The organism is uncultured Sphingopyxis sp. (genome assembly GCF_900078365.1).
In the GTDB taxonomy this organism is placed as follows: Bacteria; Pseudomonadota; Alphaproteobacteria; order Sphingomonadales; family Sphingomonadaceae; genus Sphingopyxis.
This window is the reverse complement of the sequence record NZ_LT598653.1, coordinates 3,120,840-3,136,252: the sequence shown is the minus strand read 5'-3', so window position 1 is coordinate 3,136,252 and position 15,413 is coordinate 3,120,840. Positions and strand designations below refer to the sequence as shown.

16 protein-coding genes and 1 riboswitch are annotated in these 15,413 nt (G+C 66.5%); of the genes, 9 read left to right on the top strand and 7 right to left on the bottom strand.

All coding sequences use genetic code 11. From position 1 onward, the window contains the following. Positions 1-2: 2 nt before the first annotated feature. Both QZL87_RS14560 and QZL87_RS14555 read left to right on the top strand, forming a co-directional pair. Positions 3-977: an acylglycerol kinase family protein gene (locus QZL87_RS14560; RefSeq protein ID WP_295320693.1), complete on the top strand. Its 975-nt coding sequence runs from the start codon at positions 3-5 to the stop codon at positions 975-977. Between the two features lie 206 nt (positions 978-1,183). Beyond that, the gene (locus QZL87_RS14555) at positions 1,184-2,038 is read left to right on the top strand and encodes a hypothetical protein (RefSeq protein WP_295326953.1); all 855 of its coding nucleotides are present in this window, start codon (positions 1,184-1,186) and stop codon (positions 2,036-2,038) included. A 42-nt stretch (positions 2,039-2,080) separates the two neighbouring features. On the opposite strand, the gene QZL87_RS14550 is transcribed toward QZL87_RS14555, so the two are convergent. From QZL87_RS14550 to QZL87_RS14540, 3 genes are all read right to left on the bottom strand, one after another. Continuing rightward, positions 2,081-4,063 carry an ATP-binding protein gene (locus tag QZL87_RS14550; protein ID WP_295320692.1) on the bottom strand — a complete coding sequence of 661 codons (1,983 nt, stop codon included), beginning with the start codon at positions 4,061-4,063 and terminating at the stop codon, positions 2,081-2,083. A 96-nt stretch (positions 4,064-4,159) separates the two neighbouring features. Then, complete coding sequence (locus QZL87_RS14545) at positions 4,160-5,362, bottom strand: aminotransferase class I/II-fold pyridoxal phosphate-dependent enzyme (protein ID WP_295320689.1); 1,203 nt, start codon at positions 5,360-5,362, stop codon at positions 4,160-4,162. A gap of 7 nt (positions 5,363-5,369) precedes the next feature. After that, complete coding sequence (locus QZL87_RS14540; protein WP_295320686.1) at positions 5,370-5,606, bottom strand: acyl carrier protein; 237 nt, start codon at positions 5,604-5,606, stop codon at positions 5,370-5,372. Positions 5,607-5,772: 166 nt separating this feature from the next. Here QZL87_RS14540 and QZL87_RS14535 point away from each other — a divergent pair, with 166 nt between their 5' ends. From QZL87_RS14535 to QZL87_RS14515, 5 genes are all read left to right on the top strand, one after another. Next, positions 5,773-6,345 (top strand): Pycsar system effector family protein, encoded by a 573-nt coding sequence (locus QZL87_RS14535; RefSeq protein WP_295320683.1) that lies wholly within the window; start codon positions 5,773-5,775, stop codon positions 6,343-6,345. A gap of 426 nt (positions 6,346-6,771) precedes the next feature. Next, complete coding sequence (locus QZL87_RS14530) at positions 6,772-8,136, top strand: MATE family efflux transporter (RefSeq protein ID WP_295320681.1); 1,365 nt, start codon at positions 6,772-6,774, stop codon at positions 8,134-8,136. Between the two features lie 120 nt (positions 8,137-8,256). Beyond that, on the top strand, positions 8,257-8,544 hold the full coding sequence (gene groES, locus QZL87_RS14525) for a co-chaperone GroES (RefSeq protein ID WP_037554105.1): 288 nt from the start codon (positions 8,257-8,259) through the stop codon (positions 8,542-8,544). Positions 8,545-8,607: 63 nt separating this feature from the next. Continuing rightward, positions 8,608-10,251 carry a chaperonin GroEL gene (groL, locus tag QZL87_RS14520; protein WP_295320679.1) on the top strand — a complete coding sequence of 548 codons (1,644 nt, stop codon included), beginning with the start codon at positions 8,608-8,610 and terminating at the stop codon, positions 10,249-10,251. Positions 10,252-10,480: 229 nt separating this feature from the next. Continuing rightward, positions 10,481-11,242, top strand: coding sequence for a glutaminyl-peptide cyclotransferase (locus tag QZL87_RS14515; RefSeq protein ID WP_295320677.1), 762 nt, complete (start codon positions 10,481-10,483; stop codon positions 11,240-11,242). A 105-nt stretch (positions 11,243-11,347) separates the two neighbouring features. On the opposite strand, the gene QZL87_RS14510 is transcribed toward QZL87_RS14515, so the two are convergent. From QZL87_RS14510 to QZL87_RS14495, 4 genes are all read right to left on the bottom strand, one after another. After that, a complete protein-coding gene (locus tag QZL87_RS14510; protein ID WP_295320674.1) occupies positions 11,348-12,022 on the bottom strand; it encodes a DJ-1/PfpI family protein in 675 nt (224 codons plus the stop codon). A 20-nt stretch (positions 12,023-12,042) separates the two neighbouring features. Further along, positions 12,043-12,123: riboswitch (ZMP/ZTP riboswitch) on the bottom strand. A gap of 31 nt (positions 12,124-12,154) precedes the next feature. Then, positions 12,155-12,346: a hypothetical protein gene (locus tag QZL87_RS14505; protein WP_295320672.1), complete on the bottom strand. Its 192-nt coding sequence runs from the start codon at positions 12,344-12,346 to the stop codon at positions 12,155-12,157. Positions 12,347-12,419: 73 nt separating this feature from the next. Further along, complete coding sequence (locus QZL87_RS14500; protein WP_295320669.1) at positions 12,420-12,749, bottom strand: entericidin EcnAB; 330 nt, start codon at positions 12,747-12,749, stop codon at positions 12,420-12,422. A 171-nt stretch (positions 12,750-12,920) separates the two neighbouring features. Next, the gene (locus QZL87_RS14495; protein WP_167922069.1) at positions 12,921-13,253 is read right to left on the bottom strand and encodes a hypothetical protein; all 333 of its coding nucleotides are present in this window, start codon (positions 13,251-13,253) and stop codon (positions 12,921-12,923) included. Between the two features lie 232 nt (positions 13,254-13,485). Between QZL87_RS14495 and QZL87_RS14490 the strand changes: the two genes are divergently transcribed. Next, the gene (locus tag QZL87_RS14490) at positions 13,486-14,472 is read left to right on the top strand and encodes a metalloregulator ArsR/SmtB family transcription factor (RefSeq protein WP_295320667.1); all 987 of its coding nucleotides are present in this window, start codon (positions 13,486-13,488) and stop codon (positions 14,470-14,472) included. After that, positions 14,469-15,407, top strand: a complete 939-nt coding sequence (metF, locus tag QZL87_RS14485) for a methylenetetrahydrofolate reductase (protein ID WP_295320665.1) — start codon at positions 14,469-14,471, stop codon at positions 15,405-15,407. Before QZL87_RS14490 ends, metF begins: the two co-directional genes overlap by 4 nt. The last annotated feature ends 6 nt before the right edge of the window (positions 15,408-15,413 follow it).

Below are 15,413 nucleotides of genomic sequence, written 5' to 3'. Positions count from 1 at the left end.
ACATGGCTAGCGTCGCGCTCCTTTCGAATCCGCGTTCGACAGGCAACCGCGCCCTGTTGCCGCGCGTTCGCGAATATTGCGCGGCGCATCCCGACATTTTTCACTATGAGGTCGAGGACGTCGACCAGATCGGCGAAGCGATCCGCACGATGGCGATGGTGTCCCCGCGCATCGTCGTCATCAACGGCGGCGACGGCACGGTGCAGGCGGCGCTGACCGAACTTTATTCGGGCGGCCATTTCGGCGGCTCGCCGCCGCCGGTCGCGGTGCTCCCGAACGGCAAGACCAATTTGATCGCGCTCGACCTCGGCGCCGAGGGCGATCCGATCAAGGCGCTTCAGCGCGTCGTCGATCTGGTCGGGAGCGGCCGGCTCGAGGATCATGTGATCGAGCGCCAGCTGATCTCGCTCGACAGCGGCGGTGAATCGCGCCCGGTGCTCGGCATGTTCCTCGGCGGCGCCTATCTCGCCGACGTGATGCTCTATTGCCGCAACCGCATCTATCCGCTCGGCCTGCCCAACGGGATTTCGCATTTCCTCGCGGCGATGCTCGCGCTGTTCGCGATCATCTTCGGCGTCGGCGGCGGGCGGCTGCCGCCCAAACCCGAGCCGATGACGGTGTCGCTGATCCGTCAGGGCGAGTTCAAGGGCAAATTCTCGCTGCTGATCGTGACGACGCTCGAGAAATTGCTGCTCAGCATCCGCACGAGCGAAGCCTATGGCACGAACGGCAATATGAAGCTGCTCGCGACCGACAGCAGCGTCGGCGCGCTGTTCCGCATGCTCGGTGCGACCTGGCGCGGGACGCTGGGGCAAAAGCAACTCGAAGGCGTGCATTTCCAGCAGGGCGATGAAATCCGTATCGAGGGCGAACGGTCGAACGTCATCCTCGACGGCGAAATCTTCCAGGCGAAGAACGGCGCGCCGATCATCCTGACCTCGACGCAGCCGGTTCCCTTCCTGCGCCTCGCCGCCTGAGCGCGGGCCGTTCGGCGATGCCTGAGCCAATCCTTCCATCCGCATCCCCGAGCGAAGACGAGGGGCCCGTTCGAGCGAAGCGAGAACCGGAACGCAGCTTCGTCTTTGCTCGGCTTAGCCCCTCGTCTTCGCTCGGGGATGCGGGAAGATTGGCACATTTGGTTCGCGAAGAGCTCGCGACCCCCGTCGATCCGCGCGTCGCCGCGATGGCGGCGGCGCTCGCCGCCCAATATCCGGGCAGCGCGCGCGCGGTGCTCTTCTATGGCAGTTGCCTGCGCGAGAGCGAGCTCGACGGGCTGATGCTCGATTTCTATCTGATCGTGTCCGATTATGGCGACGCCTATGCGAAACGCTGGATGGCGGCCGCGAACCGGCTGATCCCCCCCAATGTCTTCCCGTTCCAGCACGGCGGCCTGATCGCCAAATATGCGGTGCTCAGCGAACGCGACTTCGAGTTGCTGAACAGCGACGAGGCATCGAACGTGTCCGTATGGGCGCGCTTTGCCCAGCCGAGCCGCCTTGTCTGGTCGGTCGATCATGTCGCGGCGGACCGCGCGATTGCGGCGGTTGCCGAGGCGCCGGTCACGCTGTTCGAATTGACCTTGCCGATATTGGCGCCGGAGCAAGCGACCGATCCGGTCGACATCTGGCGCGCCGGTTTCGCGCAGACCTATCAGGCCGAGCTACGCGCCGAGCGCAAGGGGCGGTCGGGGTCGATCGTCGATGCCGACCCCGATCGATACGAGCGGTTCGCATTGGCGACGCTGGCCGAGATGGCGGAGCGCCGGGGCGCCGGTCCGGACGGCAAGGTTTCCAATTCGCTCCACCCCAATGCCGCGCGCCGCCGCTGGCGCCGGATGCAGCGCCGGGGCAAGCTGCTCAGCGTCGCGCGGCTCGCCAAGGCGAGCCTGACCTATGCCGGCGGGATCGATTATCTGGCGTGGAAGATCAATCGCCACGCGGGAACGAAGATCGAGATCAAGCCGTGGCAGCGCCGCTGGCCGCTCGTCGCCGCGCTGACGCTGGTACCGCGGCTGATCCGGGGCGGGGCGATAAGGTAAATGAAGCTGCCATCCCGGCCTTCGCCGGGATGACGGCTGGACTCAACTCGCGAGCCGCTGGCCGTCGGGCCGCGTTTCGCCGCTGCGCCGGATCGCCCGGTCGAGCGCGCTGAGCGTGAAGGGCTTGCGTAGCACGTCATGGTCGCCGAAAGCGGCGTCCTCGCTCGCGTCGCCGGCATAGCCGGTCACGAACAGCACCGACAATTCGGGCCAGCGCCGTTTCAATTGTGCGACCATTTCGGGGCCGGTGAGCTCGGGCATCAGCACGTCGGACAGGATCAGATCGAACCCGCCGCCACCTTCGGCCAGCCGCTCTTCGACCAACGCCTCGGCCTCCAGCGGATTGCCGCACGCGACCGCGCTATGGCCGAGCTCGCTCACGGCATCGACCGTCGCCGCCAGCACGCGCGCATCGTCCTCGACCACCAGGATGCTGAGCGCGTTGGCGGGCGATGCGGGCGCGACGGTCTCGCCCGGCGCGGCTTCCGTCGCGGCCTCCGCTACCGGCTGGGCTATGGGCAGCAGCATCGAAACGCGCGTGCCTTCGCCTTCGGCCGAGGCAATCTGCACCTCGCCGCCCGACTGGCGGCAGAAGGCGAAGACCTGGCTCATGCCGAGGCCGGTTCCCTGGCCTGCCGGCTTGGTGGTGTAAAAGGGATCGAAGACGCGTTCGAGAACCTCGGGCGACATGCCGCAACCGGTGTCGATCACCTGCACCGCGAGCGCTGCCGCCTTCTCCTCGCCGTCGCCCTGCGTGCGGATCGTCAGCGACCCGTGGCCGTCCATCGCGTCGCGCGCATTGACCGCGAGGTTGAGCAGAGCGTTTTCGAACTGCTGGCGGTCGACCCAGCAGGCGAGATCGCCGGCGCGAAGGTCGAGCGTGAGCGCGATCCGGTCGCCGATCGTGCGCTCGAGCAGCTGCGCGAAGCTCGCGATGCACGCGTCGATCGGCGTCATTTCGGGGCGTGCGGGCTCCGAGCGGGCGAAGGTCAGCAGCCGCCGCGTCAGGTCGGCGGCGCGATTGGCCCCGTCGAGCGCGTTGGCGAGGTGGCGCTGCGCCTTGTCCGGCGTGTCGGGGAGCCAGCGCTGCGCCAGTTCAAGCCCGCCGACGACAACCGCGAGCATATTGTTGAAATCATGCGCGATGCCGCCGGTCAACTGGCCGACCGCCTCCATCTTCTGCGCCTGGCGCAGCTGCGCCTCCGCCGCCTCGCGGTCGGACATCTCGCTGCGCAGCGCCGCGTTGGCGTGGGCGAGTTCGGCGGTCCGCTCCTCGACCGCGGCTTCGAGCTGCGCCGCGCGGTCGCTTTCGACGAGCTGCTCGCGCCGGGCGAGCCGCCGTTCGCCCTCGGCGCGGATCAGGGAGAAGGTCGCGCCGATCGCGATGACCGCCGCGGCGGCGCCGAGTAGCGAAAAGAGCAGGATCGCCTGGTTGAGGCTGGCGCGGTCGGCGGCGGCGAGCCGGTTGCGGTCGCGCAGCAGGGCGCGTTCGTTGGCGATGATCTCGCTCAGCAGATCGTCGATCCGCGCCAGCCCGTCGCCCTGACCGGCGGCGTAAAATTTGGAAATGGCGGCGACGGTCTGATTATAGTTGGCGCTGAGCGCCGCATCGCCGAGCTGTTCTCCGCGGCTGTCCATCTCGCGCGCCAGCTGCTCGACCAGCGCGATCTGTTTGGGATTGTCGCGCACATTGCGCTTCAGCCGCGTCATGAACTGGCGCGCGCGGCCCCATTGATATTCATAGATGCGCCCGTCTTCTTTTTGCAGCCCGACCGCGAAGCGGCCGAGCGCGGCCTCGGCGCGTGCGATCGCGGCGTCGACCGAGCGGGTCTGCGAAATGACTTCCATGCTCTGCGTCTGCCATCCGAGCGAGCGATCGTAATCGTCGTTGGCGCGCGCGAGCAGCAGGACGAGCGCCCCGACCACACCGGTCAGGACCGCGCCGACGACGATCGTCAGCCAGAAGCGAATACGCTCCCGCCGCCCGTCATTTTCGCTGTCGATATCCCGCTCGAACACGCGCATCTCTTACCGGACAAGCCGAGCGCCGCAAAGCACCGAAGACCGCGCGGCTTCAACTCGCCGCGAAAAGGAATCCGCTGGTCGGCGTGAACGCTCGGTTCAGCCGATAATCCCGGCGCGCTTGCCCGCGCGCTCGAAACGGCCGAGGATTTCGGTGACCTGCTCGCTCGAATGCTCCGCGCACAGCGAACAGCGCAGCAGCGTCATGCCCGCGGGGGTTGCCGGCGGACGCGCGAGGTTCACATAGAGCCCCTCTTCGAGCAAGGCTTCCCACATCATCGCGCCGCGTTCGAGGTCGGGCATGATGACGGCGATGATCGCCGACTGCGGCTCGTCGGTGCCGAGGGTGAAGCCGAGGTCCTTGAGCCCCTTGTGGAGCGTCTTGGAATTTTCCCACAGATGCGCGCGCTTGTTCGACCCGTGCATCAGCTTGCGGATGCTCGTCGCGGCGGTCGCGACGACGCTCGGCGGCAGCGATGCGGTGAACACATAGGGGCGGCACACGAGGCGCATGATCTCGAACTTCGGGTGGTTCGAGACGCAGAAGCCGCCGACGGTACCGACGCTCTTCGAAAAGGTGCCGATGATGAAGTCGACGTCGTCGATCACGCCCTGCGCCTCGGCGACGCCGCGGCCATGCTCGCCGATGAAGCCCATCGAATGCGCCTCGTCGACCAGCACCATCGCGCCATTTTCCTTGGCGATACGGATCATTTCCTTGAGCGGCGCGACGTCGCCGAGCATCGAATAGACGCCTTCGAGCACGACGAGCTTGCCCGCGTCGGCGGGCAGGCGCTTCAGGCGCTTTTCGAGCGCCTCGATGTCGTTGTGGCGAAAGGCGACGATTTCGGCGTCGCCCATCTTGCACCCGTCATAGATCGAGGCATGGCTGTCGATGTCGAGGATGACATAGTCGCCCTTGCCCGCGATCGTCGAGATGATGCCGAGGTTCGCCTGATAGCCGGTCGAGAACACCATGGCGTGATCCATGGCGTAAAACTCTTTCAGCGCGTCCTCGCACTCCTTGTGCCCCTGATAGGTGCCGTTGAGCACGCGGCTGCCGGTCGTCCCGCTGCCGAATTTGTCGAGCGCGTCCTTGCCCGCCTCGATGACGTCCTCGTCGAAGGTCATGCCCATATAATTATAGGTGCCGAGCAGGATCGTCTCGCGCCCGTTGCAGATCGCGACGGTCGGCGAGAGCACCTTTTCCATCACCAGGCTGAACGGATCGGTGACGCCGGTCGCGAGCAACGCCTCGCGCTGCTGGATCAGCGGGTCGAATTTGGTGAAGAGGTCGGTCATCGCGGTGTCAGCCCTGCAGCTTTTCGACCGCGGCGACGAGCTGGCCGACATTTTCGATCTCGGCCTGCATGTTCATGCTGATGATGATATCGAACGTGTCCTCGACCTCGGCGACGAAATCCATCACCGTCAGGCTGTCCCACTCGAGGTCGCCGGCGAAGGTGGTCGCGTCGGTCAGTTCGATGCCCTTCTTGTTGAACGGGGTGATCAGGCCGAAAATCTGGTCGCGCAGGGCGGTGCTCATAGGGTGCGTCCCATAATGGTAGAAAGTTGCGCGCGGGAATGCCGCGATGCTTGCCGATTGGCAAGCGATTGCGGCGGGAACAGGGCAGCATCTTGCCGCACCCGGCACTTCATGTCATCCCTGTGGCGGGTCGCTGACGGGGCAAATGGGGCAGGGGCAGCTTGGCATGGACAGCGCAGATTCAAAGATACCGCCCGAACGTGCGGCAACCTCTTATCCGCCGAACGCGGTTCATCTGGTGCGCACCAACCAGCAATTGACGATGCAACTGTCGCAAATGGCCGACCAGAAGGCGTCGATCCTGATGGGCGCCACTTTCGTGGTCTTCACCCTCGCCGTCGGGCAGGCGCGCGCCGGGGCGGGCGCGCTCGCGATGCCGCTGACGATTCTCGCGACCTTTTCCTTCCTCTCGGCGCTGCTCGCGGTGTCGGCGGTGCTCCCGCGCGTCGGCAAGGGCCCGCCGGTCGTTTACAAGGACGGCAAGGATCACAGCAACATCCTCTTCTTCGGCCGCTTTTCGCAGATGGAGGAGGATGACTATATCGCCGCGGTCAAGGCGCGGCTGCGCAGCGAGGACGACATGTATGAAACGATGCTGCGCGATACCTATCAGAACGGCATCGTCCTCGCGCGGCGCAAATATCGTTATCTGGCCTATGCCTACCGGCTGTTCGTGGTGGGGCTGACGTTGACCTTTCTGGCTTTTGCCTATGAGATGGCGGGGCTTTGGAACCGATGAGGCTGCCGCGCACGGGACAGGAGCGATGACCTGGGTCGTGAACTTATAAATGCCGTCGTCATCCCGGACTTGATCCGGGATCCATTTTTCCAACGCGGCGCGAATGGACCCCGGATCAAGTCGGCGATTATCCCCCTCGCATCCGTAATCTCGTCATTGCGAGCGAAGCGAAGCAATCCAGGGCCCGCGTAAACCGCTCTGGATTGCTTCGCTTCGCTCGCAATGACGAAGGAAAGGAGCGTTACGGATGTCGAAGATAATCGCCGATCAAGTCCGGGGTGACGATGAGGGATGGTGGCCGCTGTTGCCATTCTGCCACCCCCAACCACAAATGAACCGTCGCCGCTCCGCCGTACTTGAACCGTAACATTCGCGCGCCTATCCGGGCCGGCTATGCTGCAACGGGCCGCCCCCTTGACCGCGGATATGCCGCAGGGTCTTCGCGCCGAATTCCGCGCGACGCTGGCGCTTGCCGTGCCGCTGGCGGCCGCGAACCTGTTGCAGATGCTTGTCCACGCGATCGACGTGATCTTCGTCGCGCGGCTCGGCGACGCCGCGCTCGCCGCTTCCTCGCTCGGCGTCGCGATCTTCGGCCTGCTGCTGTGGACCGGCACCGGGCTGATCGGCGCGTCGGCGCCGCTGATCGCCGCCGAGCTCGGCCGCCGCAAACATGCGGTGCGCGAGGTGCGGCGCACGGTGCGCATGGCGCTGTGGCTCTCCGCGCTCCTCTCGCTGCTCTTCATGGGCATTTGCGCCGCGGGCGGGCCGATCATGCGCGCGACGGGGCAGCCGCCCGAAACCTCGGCGCGCGCCGCCTCGTTCCTGCTCATCCTGATGTGGGGTCTGTTCCCGATGATCGCCGCGGCGGTGCTGCGCATCTTCGTGTCGGCGCTCGGCCGGCCGGCCATTGCAACGGCGATCACCTTCGGCGCGCTCTTCGTCAACGCGCTCGGCAACTGGACGCTCGTCTTCGGTCATCTCGGCATGCCCGCGCTCGGTCTCCACGGCTCGGCAATCTCGAGCGTGCTCACGAGCACGCTGATGCTGGTCGCCTATATCGTCGTCATCCAGACCGACCGGCGGCTGCGGCGTTACCACCTGTTCGGCAATTTGTGGCGCAGCGAATGGTCGCGCTTCGTCGAGATGCTGCGCATCGGCACGCCGATCGGCCTGACGATCCTTGCCGAAGCCGGGCTGTTCACCGGCGCCGCCTTCCTGATGGGCCGCATCGGCGAGGCCGAGCTGGCGGGCCATACGATCGCGCTGCAGGTCGCCGCGCTGACCTTTCAGATTCCCTTCGGCGTCGCGCAGGCATCGACGATCCGCGTCGGGCTCGCCTATGGCGCGCGCGATCACCGCGCGATCGGCCACGCGGGCTTCGCTTCGCTCGCGCTCGGTGTCGGGTTCATGGCGGCGATGGCGGTGCTGATCTGGCTGTTCCCGTCGCTCGTGCTGTCGATCTATGTCGACGTCGATGCGGCGCGCAACGCGGCGATGGTCGGTTTCGCGATGCAGTTCCTCGTCGTCGCGGCGGCCTTCCAGCTCTTCGACGGCGCGCAGGCGGTGGCCGCCGGCGTGCTGCGCGGGCTGCAGGACACGCGCACGCCGATGATCATCGCGATCTGCGGCTATTGGATCGCCGGCTATGGCACGGCGATCTACCTCGGTTTCTGGACGCCGCTTGCGGGCGTGGGCGTATGGATCGGCCTTGCCGTCGGGCTGGTCGTGGTGGCCGCGCTGCTGATCATGCGCTGGCGGATGCGCGCGCGGCTGGGGCTGCTTCCGGCCTGACGCAAAAAACTTGATCCGGGCCGCTTGACGCCCATCGGACTCCCACCCATATGCCCGCCTGTTAGCACTCGCGCCCTGTGAGTGCTAAGCGACATCCATTGCACTTTTGGAGGGATATCCATGCAATTTCGTCCGCTGCACGACCGCGTGCTCGTCCGCCGTATCGAAGCCGAAGAAAAGACGGCCGGCGGCATCATCATCCCCGACACCGCCAAGGAAAAGCCGCAGGAAGGCGAAGTCGTCTCGGTCGGTTCGGGCACCCGCGCCGACGACGGCAAGGTCACCCCGCTCGACGTCAAGGCCGGCGACCGCATCCTGTTCGGCAAATGGTCGGGCACCGAAGTCAAGGTCGACGGCGAAGAGCTGCTGATCATGAAGGAATCGGACATCCTCGGCGTCATCGCCTGAGTCCATCCGTCGAATTGAGAGTGAAGTTGCGCAGTTTTCTGCGCCTTTGAAAGGAATGAGCCAATGGCTGCCAAGGACGTTAAATTTTCGCGCGACGCGCGCGAGCGCATCCTGAAGGGCGTCGACATCCTCGCCGACGCCGTCAAGGTCACGCTGGGCCCCAAGGGCCGCAACGTCGTGATCGACAAGAGCTTCGGCGCGCCCCGCATCACCAAGGACGGCGTCAGCGTCGCCAAGGAAATCGAACTCAAGGACAAGTTCGAGAATATGGGCGCGCAGATGCTGCGCGAAGTCGCCTCGAAGGCGAACGACAAGGCCGGTGACGGCACCACCACCGCGACCGTTCTCGCGCAGGCGATCGTTCGCGAAGGCATGAAGTCGGTCGCCGCCGGCATGAACCCGATGGACCTGAAGCGCGGCATCGACAAGGCCGTGTCCGCCGCCGTGGCTGAACTGGCCAAGCAATCCAAGCCGGTCACCACCAGCAAGGAAATCGCCCAGGTTGGCTCGATCTCGGCCAACAGCGACGAATCCATCGGCAAGATCATCGCCGACGCGATGGACAAGGTCGGCAAGGAAGGCGTGATCACCGTCGAGGAAGCCAAGGGCCTCGAATTCGAACTCGACGTCGTCGAAGGCATGCAGTTCGACCGCGGCTACCTGTCGCCTTACTTCATCACCAACCCGGAAAAGATGATCGTCGAGCTCGCCGATCCCTACATCCTGATCTTCGAGAAGAAGCTGTCGAACCTCCAGTCGATGCTGCCGATCCTCGAAGCCGTGGTGCAGTCGGGCCGTCCGCTCCTGATCATCGCCGAGGACATCGAAGGCGAAGCGCTCGCGACCCTCGTCGTCAACCGTCTGCGCGGCGGCCTGAAGGTCGCGGCCGTCAAGGCGCCGGGCTTCGGCGATCGCCGCAAGGCGATGCTGCAGGACATCGCGATCCTGACCGCCGGCGAAATGATCAGCGAAGACCTGGGCATCAAGCTCGAGTCGGTCACGCTGAACATGCTCGGCCAGGCGAAGCGCGTCACCATCGACAAGGACAACACCACTATCGTCGACGGTGCGGGTGAAGCCGAGGCGATCAAGGGCCGCGTCGAACAGATCCGCGCGCAGATCGAAACCACGACCAGCGACTATGACCGCGAAAAGCTGCAGGAACGTCTGGCGAAGCTCGCCGGCGGCGTTGCGGTGATCAAGGTCGGCGGTGCGACCGAGGTCGAGGTCAAGGAACGCAAGGACCGCGTCGACGACGCGCTGCACGCGACCCGCGCTGCGGTCGAGGAAGGCATCGTCCCCGGTGGCGGCACCGCGCTCCTCTATGCGACCAAGGCTCTCGACGGGCTGAAGGGCGCCAACGACGACCAGACCCGCGGCATCGACATCGTCCGCAAGGCGATCGAAGCGCCGCTGCGCCAGATCGCGGCCAACGCCGGCCACGACGGTGCGGTTGTCGCTGGCAACCTGCTGCGCGAAAACAACCAGGAGCAGGGCTTCAACGCCGCGACCGACGTCTATGAGAACCTCAAGGCCGCCGGCGTCATCGACCCGACCAAGGTCGTGCGCACCGCGCTTCAGGACGCCGCGTCGGTGTCGGGCCTGCTGATCACCACCGAAGCGGCGGTCAGCGAGCTTCCCGAAGACAAGCCGGCGATGCCGATGGGCGGCGGCGGCATGGGCGGCATGGGCGGCATGGACTTTTAAGTCCGTACCGTTCGGCGCTCAGCCAACGAGAAACGGGGCCGGGGGAGCGATCCTCCGGCCCTTTTCTTTCCGGGCCCCTGCGAAGGCAGGGGCCCATCTCCTGCCGTCGCCTTTTCATCCGCCGGTCGCGCGGAAACCCGCCGTCCGGAGATGGGCCCCTGCCTTCGCAGGGGCACGGCGGTTCCGTCATTGTCAGTTCAGGCGATGCGGCATAGCTAGGGCGGCGATGATGTTCTTCCTTGCCCTCGCGCTCCTCGCCGAACCCGGCGCGGCCACTACGGCCCCGCCGCCGGTGGAACGCTGCGGCTACCGCATCGTCCAGAGCTATCCGCACGACACGACCAGCTTCACCCAGGGCCTCTTCTGGCACGACGGGCATATCTACGAAGCCACCGGCCAATATGGGAAATCGCGCGTCGCTCGGCTCGACCTTCGGACCGGCAAGGCGCTCTCCGAAACCAGATTGCCCGCCGACCAGTTCGGCGAGGGCATCACGCGTTGGGGCGATCAGATCATCGGCGTCACCTGGCAGGGCGGCGTCGGCAACCGCTGGTCGATCGAGGATCTGAAGCCGACCGGGACCTTCAGCTATGACGGCGAGGGCTGGGGCGTGACGATGGTTGGGGACGATCTGGTGCTGAGCGACGGCACGCCCGACCTGCGTTTCTTCGACCCGGCGACGATGACGGAGCGGAAGCGCGTGACGGTGCGCTTCGCCGGCCGGCCGATCCCGATGCTCAACGAGTTGGAGACGATCGACGGGCAGGTCTGGGCGAACGTCTGGATGACCGATTTCATCGTCCGCATCGACCCCGCGACCGGCAACATCGCCTCGCTGCTCGACCTGTCGGGACTGAAGGCCGACGCTGGCGCGCGCGGCACCGACAGCGTGCTCAACGGCATCGCGTGGGATGCGGAGAAGAAACGCCTTTTCGTCACGGGCAAATATTGGGCGAAGCTCTACGAGATCGCGCTGGCGGATTGCGGTTGAACCAGCCTGTGTGTCCCCGCGAAGGCGGGGACCCATCTCCGGTGGGTTCGGAATAGCGCCCACAGGAGATGGGCCCCCGCCTTCGCGGGGGAACATGCTCTTTATTCAAAGGATCGTGAGCGCCGCCTCCATCCGCGCCGCCGCGGCGTCGTAGACGCGCGCTTTCAGCCCCGCGGTCACCGCCTCCGGCGCGCGATCGGGGTGTCCGCCGGGAAAGGGCGGGGCGGGATCATATTCGATCGCGAGCTGGATCGCCTGCGCCACCGCGTCGCCCTTGATCCGCGCGATCAGGGTCAGCGCGAAATCGAGTCCCGAGGTCACACCGCCGCTGGTGACGACTTGGCCGTCCTCGACCACCCGGGCGTTTTCATGGCGCCCCCCGACGAGCGGCAGGAGATGCGTATAACCCCAATGCGTCGTCGCGCGCTTGCCCCGAAGCAATCCGGCACGGCCGAGCAGGAAGGCGCCGGTGCATATGCTCGTTACCCACGCGGCGCCCGCCGCCTGCCGCGCGATGAAGCCGATCGTCGCCGGATCGTTCAGCGCGTCGGTCACGCCGTGCCCGCCGGGGATGCAGAGAATATCGGCTTGCGGCGCGCTCGCGAAATCATGCGTGGGCAGAATCGCGAAGCCGCTATCGGTCGCGATCGGATCGAGGTTCGCCGCCGCGCCCGATAATATGGCGCCGGGCATCCGGGAGAGCGCCTGCGCGGGCGCGGTGAAATCGAGCTGGGTGATGCCCGGAAAGAGCAGGAAGACGATGGTGGTCGTGTCGGTCATGCGGATGGTCCTTCGCTGGCGTGGATCACCCAGGCGCGCGGCTCGCATCGGTCCCGTTCCCCGATGGAACTCCATCTTCAGCGCCAGTCGCGGAACGGCATCTTTTATCCCTCGCAGCGCGGCAAGGGAAGGCTATTCGGCGGTTTCTCCGGCCGGCTGATCGGCCGCGGGTGCGCTGTCGCGGCTTTCGAGCATCGCGGCGGCGTCGTCGAGCGCCTTGGCTTCGCTGACGGTCACGCCGCCGGGACCCGGTTCATTGTCGGTGCGGCTGCATCCCGTCGCGAGCAAGCCCAGCAGGACGGCGAGCACGAGGTTTCGCATCATATGCTCCCTATGAAAAGGGCCCCACCCGTCCGGATGGAGCCCCCTCCTTGACAGCCCAAGGGCGTGCCGGCGACTATTGCTTGTCGTTGGCTTCGGCCTTCTTGGTTTCCTCGGCGATCTTGTCGCCCGCCTTGTCGGCGGCGGCGCCGGCGGCGTTCACCGCGCCTTCGACGGCATTGCCTGCGTCGTCGGCGGCGCCTTCGACCGCGGCACCGGCGTCGGCGGCGGCATCGGCGGTCGCATCGGCGGCATCGGCCGCGCCTTCGGCCATGGCGTCACCCGCGGCGGCGGCGTCGTCAGCCATGGCGTCGGCGGTTTCGCCGGCGGCGTCCTGCGTCTTTTCCGAGCAGGCGGCGAGGCTGAAGGCCGCGGCGGCCATCGAGGCGATGATGATCTTGCGCATGGATATTCCTTTCGAATGAATGACCGGGCGAGCCGGCCATGGGCAGAGAGTTAACCGGGGATCAGGGGCTTGGCAACCGCGCTGCGAAGCCTCTCCCGAAAAGGAAAGGGGCCGCCGGCAAGCCGTCGACCCCTTCCTGTTTCTTCGGCCCCGAAGAGGCCGGAAAGAAGCTTACTTCTTGGCTTCTTCCATCGCGCCCTTGGCGGCGTCGGCGGCTTCCTGGGCAGCGCCGGCAGCTTCGGCCGCCTTGTCGGTGGCGGTGGCGGCGTCGCCGGCAGCGGCGGCATCGGCCGCAGCGTCGGCGGCGGCGCCGGCTTCGCCAGCGGCGGCGGCGGTCGCGTCGGCGGCGCCTTCGGCAGCTTCCATCGCGCCGTCAGCGGCACCTTCGACGGTCGCGGCTGCGTCTTCGGTCGTGGCGGCCGTGTCGTCGGCAGCCTTTTCGGCGCAAGCAGCGAGGCCCATCGAGGCGGCGAGGACGAGCGACAGAGTGATCGATTTCTTCATGTGGGTATACCCCTCTCAATTTGGACTGATCGACCGGCACAGGAACTGATCGATCCCGAACATTGCCAATCGCGCGCAGAATTACCCACTCGCCAAATGGCGTGCAACCGTCCTTGTGGCGATTGGCCTCCGCCATTTGTCGCAATCCGCTCACGACCACGACGCGCACCGCGGAAAATCGGGGCGCGGCGCTCGGTTGACCGGATATAAAGAAAGCTTTATATGTATGTCCATGAGCGAGCTCATCGATATTTTCCGCGCTCTTGCGGATCCGACGCGGCTGCGAGTCGTCGCGCTGCTGCGCGAGATGGAGCTTGCGATCGGCGAACTCGCGATCGTTCTCGATCAGAGCCAGCCGCGCGTTTCGCGGCATGTGCGTATCCTCGTCGAGGCGGGGATCGTCGAACGGCGGCGCGAGGGAAGCTGGGTTTTCCTGCGCATCGCCGCCGAAGGGCCGGTGGCCGAGATCATCGGCCAGGCCGAGAAATGGCCCTTTTCCGCGCGCGAGACGCGCGTCATCGCGCATGATGCGCGGCGGCTGGCGGCGGTACGTGACGAGCGCGCCGCCGCGGCCGAACGCTATTTCGCCGAGCATGCGGCCGAATGGGACGCGATCCGGTCGCGCCATGTCGCCGAGAGCGAAGTCGAGGCCGCGATGCTGGCGATGATGCACAACCGCCGGCTGGGCCATCTGCTCGACGTCGGCACCGGGACCGGCCGGATGGCCGAGATTTTCGCGCCGACCGCGCGGCGGATCACCGCGCTCGACCGGAGCCCCGAAATGCTGCGTATCGCGCGCACCAAGCTGGAGCGGCAGCCGGTGCCCGTCGACCTGCTGCAGGGCGATTTCCTCGACCTGCCGGTCGCCGACGCCAGCATCGACAGCATCGTCATCCACCAGGCGCTCCATTTCGCGCACGAGCCCGACCGCGTGATCGCCGAGGCGAGCCGCGTGCTGCGCGGCGGCGGTCATCTGCTCGTCGTCGATTTCGCGCCGCATGAGGATGAGGAACTGCGCGCGCTCGCGGCGCACGCGCGCCTCGGCTTTTCGGACGCGCAGATTCGCGGCTGGTTCGCCTCGGCGGGGCTGCTCCTTGAAAATACCGAAACGCTCGAAGGCGGGGAACTGGCCGTGAAGCTGTGGCTCGGCCGCCGTCGCAGCGATGAAGATCAACCCCCCGCCAGCGAAGGCGGGCAAAATAAAAGGCTTGCGGCATGACGTCGAACCTCAATTCGCTGGCGGAGGCGCGCCGCGCCGCGGCTACGCCGTTGTTCGCCAACCTCGACGGCGACATCGGCGTCAGCTTCGAATTCTTCCCGCCGAAGACCGAGAAGATGGAAGCGCAGCTGTGGGACACGTTCCGCACGCTCGAGCCGCTGGCGCCCAGCTTCGTGTCGGTCACCTATGGCGCGGGCGGGTCGACGCGCGAGCGCACCCACGCGACCGTCGCGCGCATCGCCGCCGAAAGCCGCGTGCCGCCCGCGGCGCACCTGACCTGCGTCGAGGCCTCGCGCGCCGAAATCGACGAGGTCGCGCAGGCCTATTGGGAAGCGGGCGTGCGCCATATCGTCGCGCTGCGCGGCGACGTTCCCGGCGGCTTGCCCTATCGCCCGCACCCGGACGGCTACGCCAATGCGATCGAACTGGTCGCCGGGCTGAAGGCGATCGCGCCGTTCGACATTTCGGTCGCCGCTTATCCCGAAGTGCATCCCGACGCCGATTGCCCGCAAGCCGACCTCGACAATCTGAAGCGCAAGCTCGACGCCGGGGCGACGCGCGCGATCACCCAATTCTTCTTCTCGCCCGACAGCTTCCTGCGCTTTCGCGACGCGGCGGCCGCGGCGGGGATCGATGCGCCGATCATCCCCGGCATCCTTCCGGTGTCGAACGTATCGCAGACGCGGCGCATGGCCGATATGTGCGGCACCGCGATCCCGGCCTGGATGGTGTCGCTGTTCGACGGTCTCGACGATCACCCCGCGGCGCGCCAGCTGGTGGCGGCGACGATCGCCGCCGAAATGTGCCGCCGCCTCTATGCGGGCGGCGTGCGCGACTTCCATTTCTACACCCTCAACCGCGCCGAGCTCAGCTATGCCATCTGCCATCTGCTGGGCCTGCGGCCGGTTTCGACCGCAAAGGATCAGGCAGCATGAGCGCCA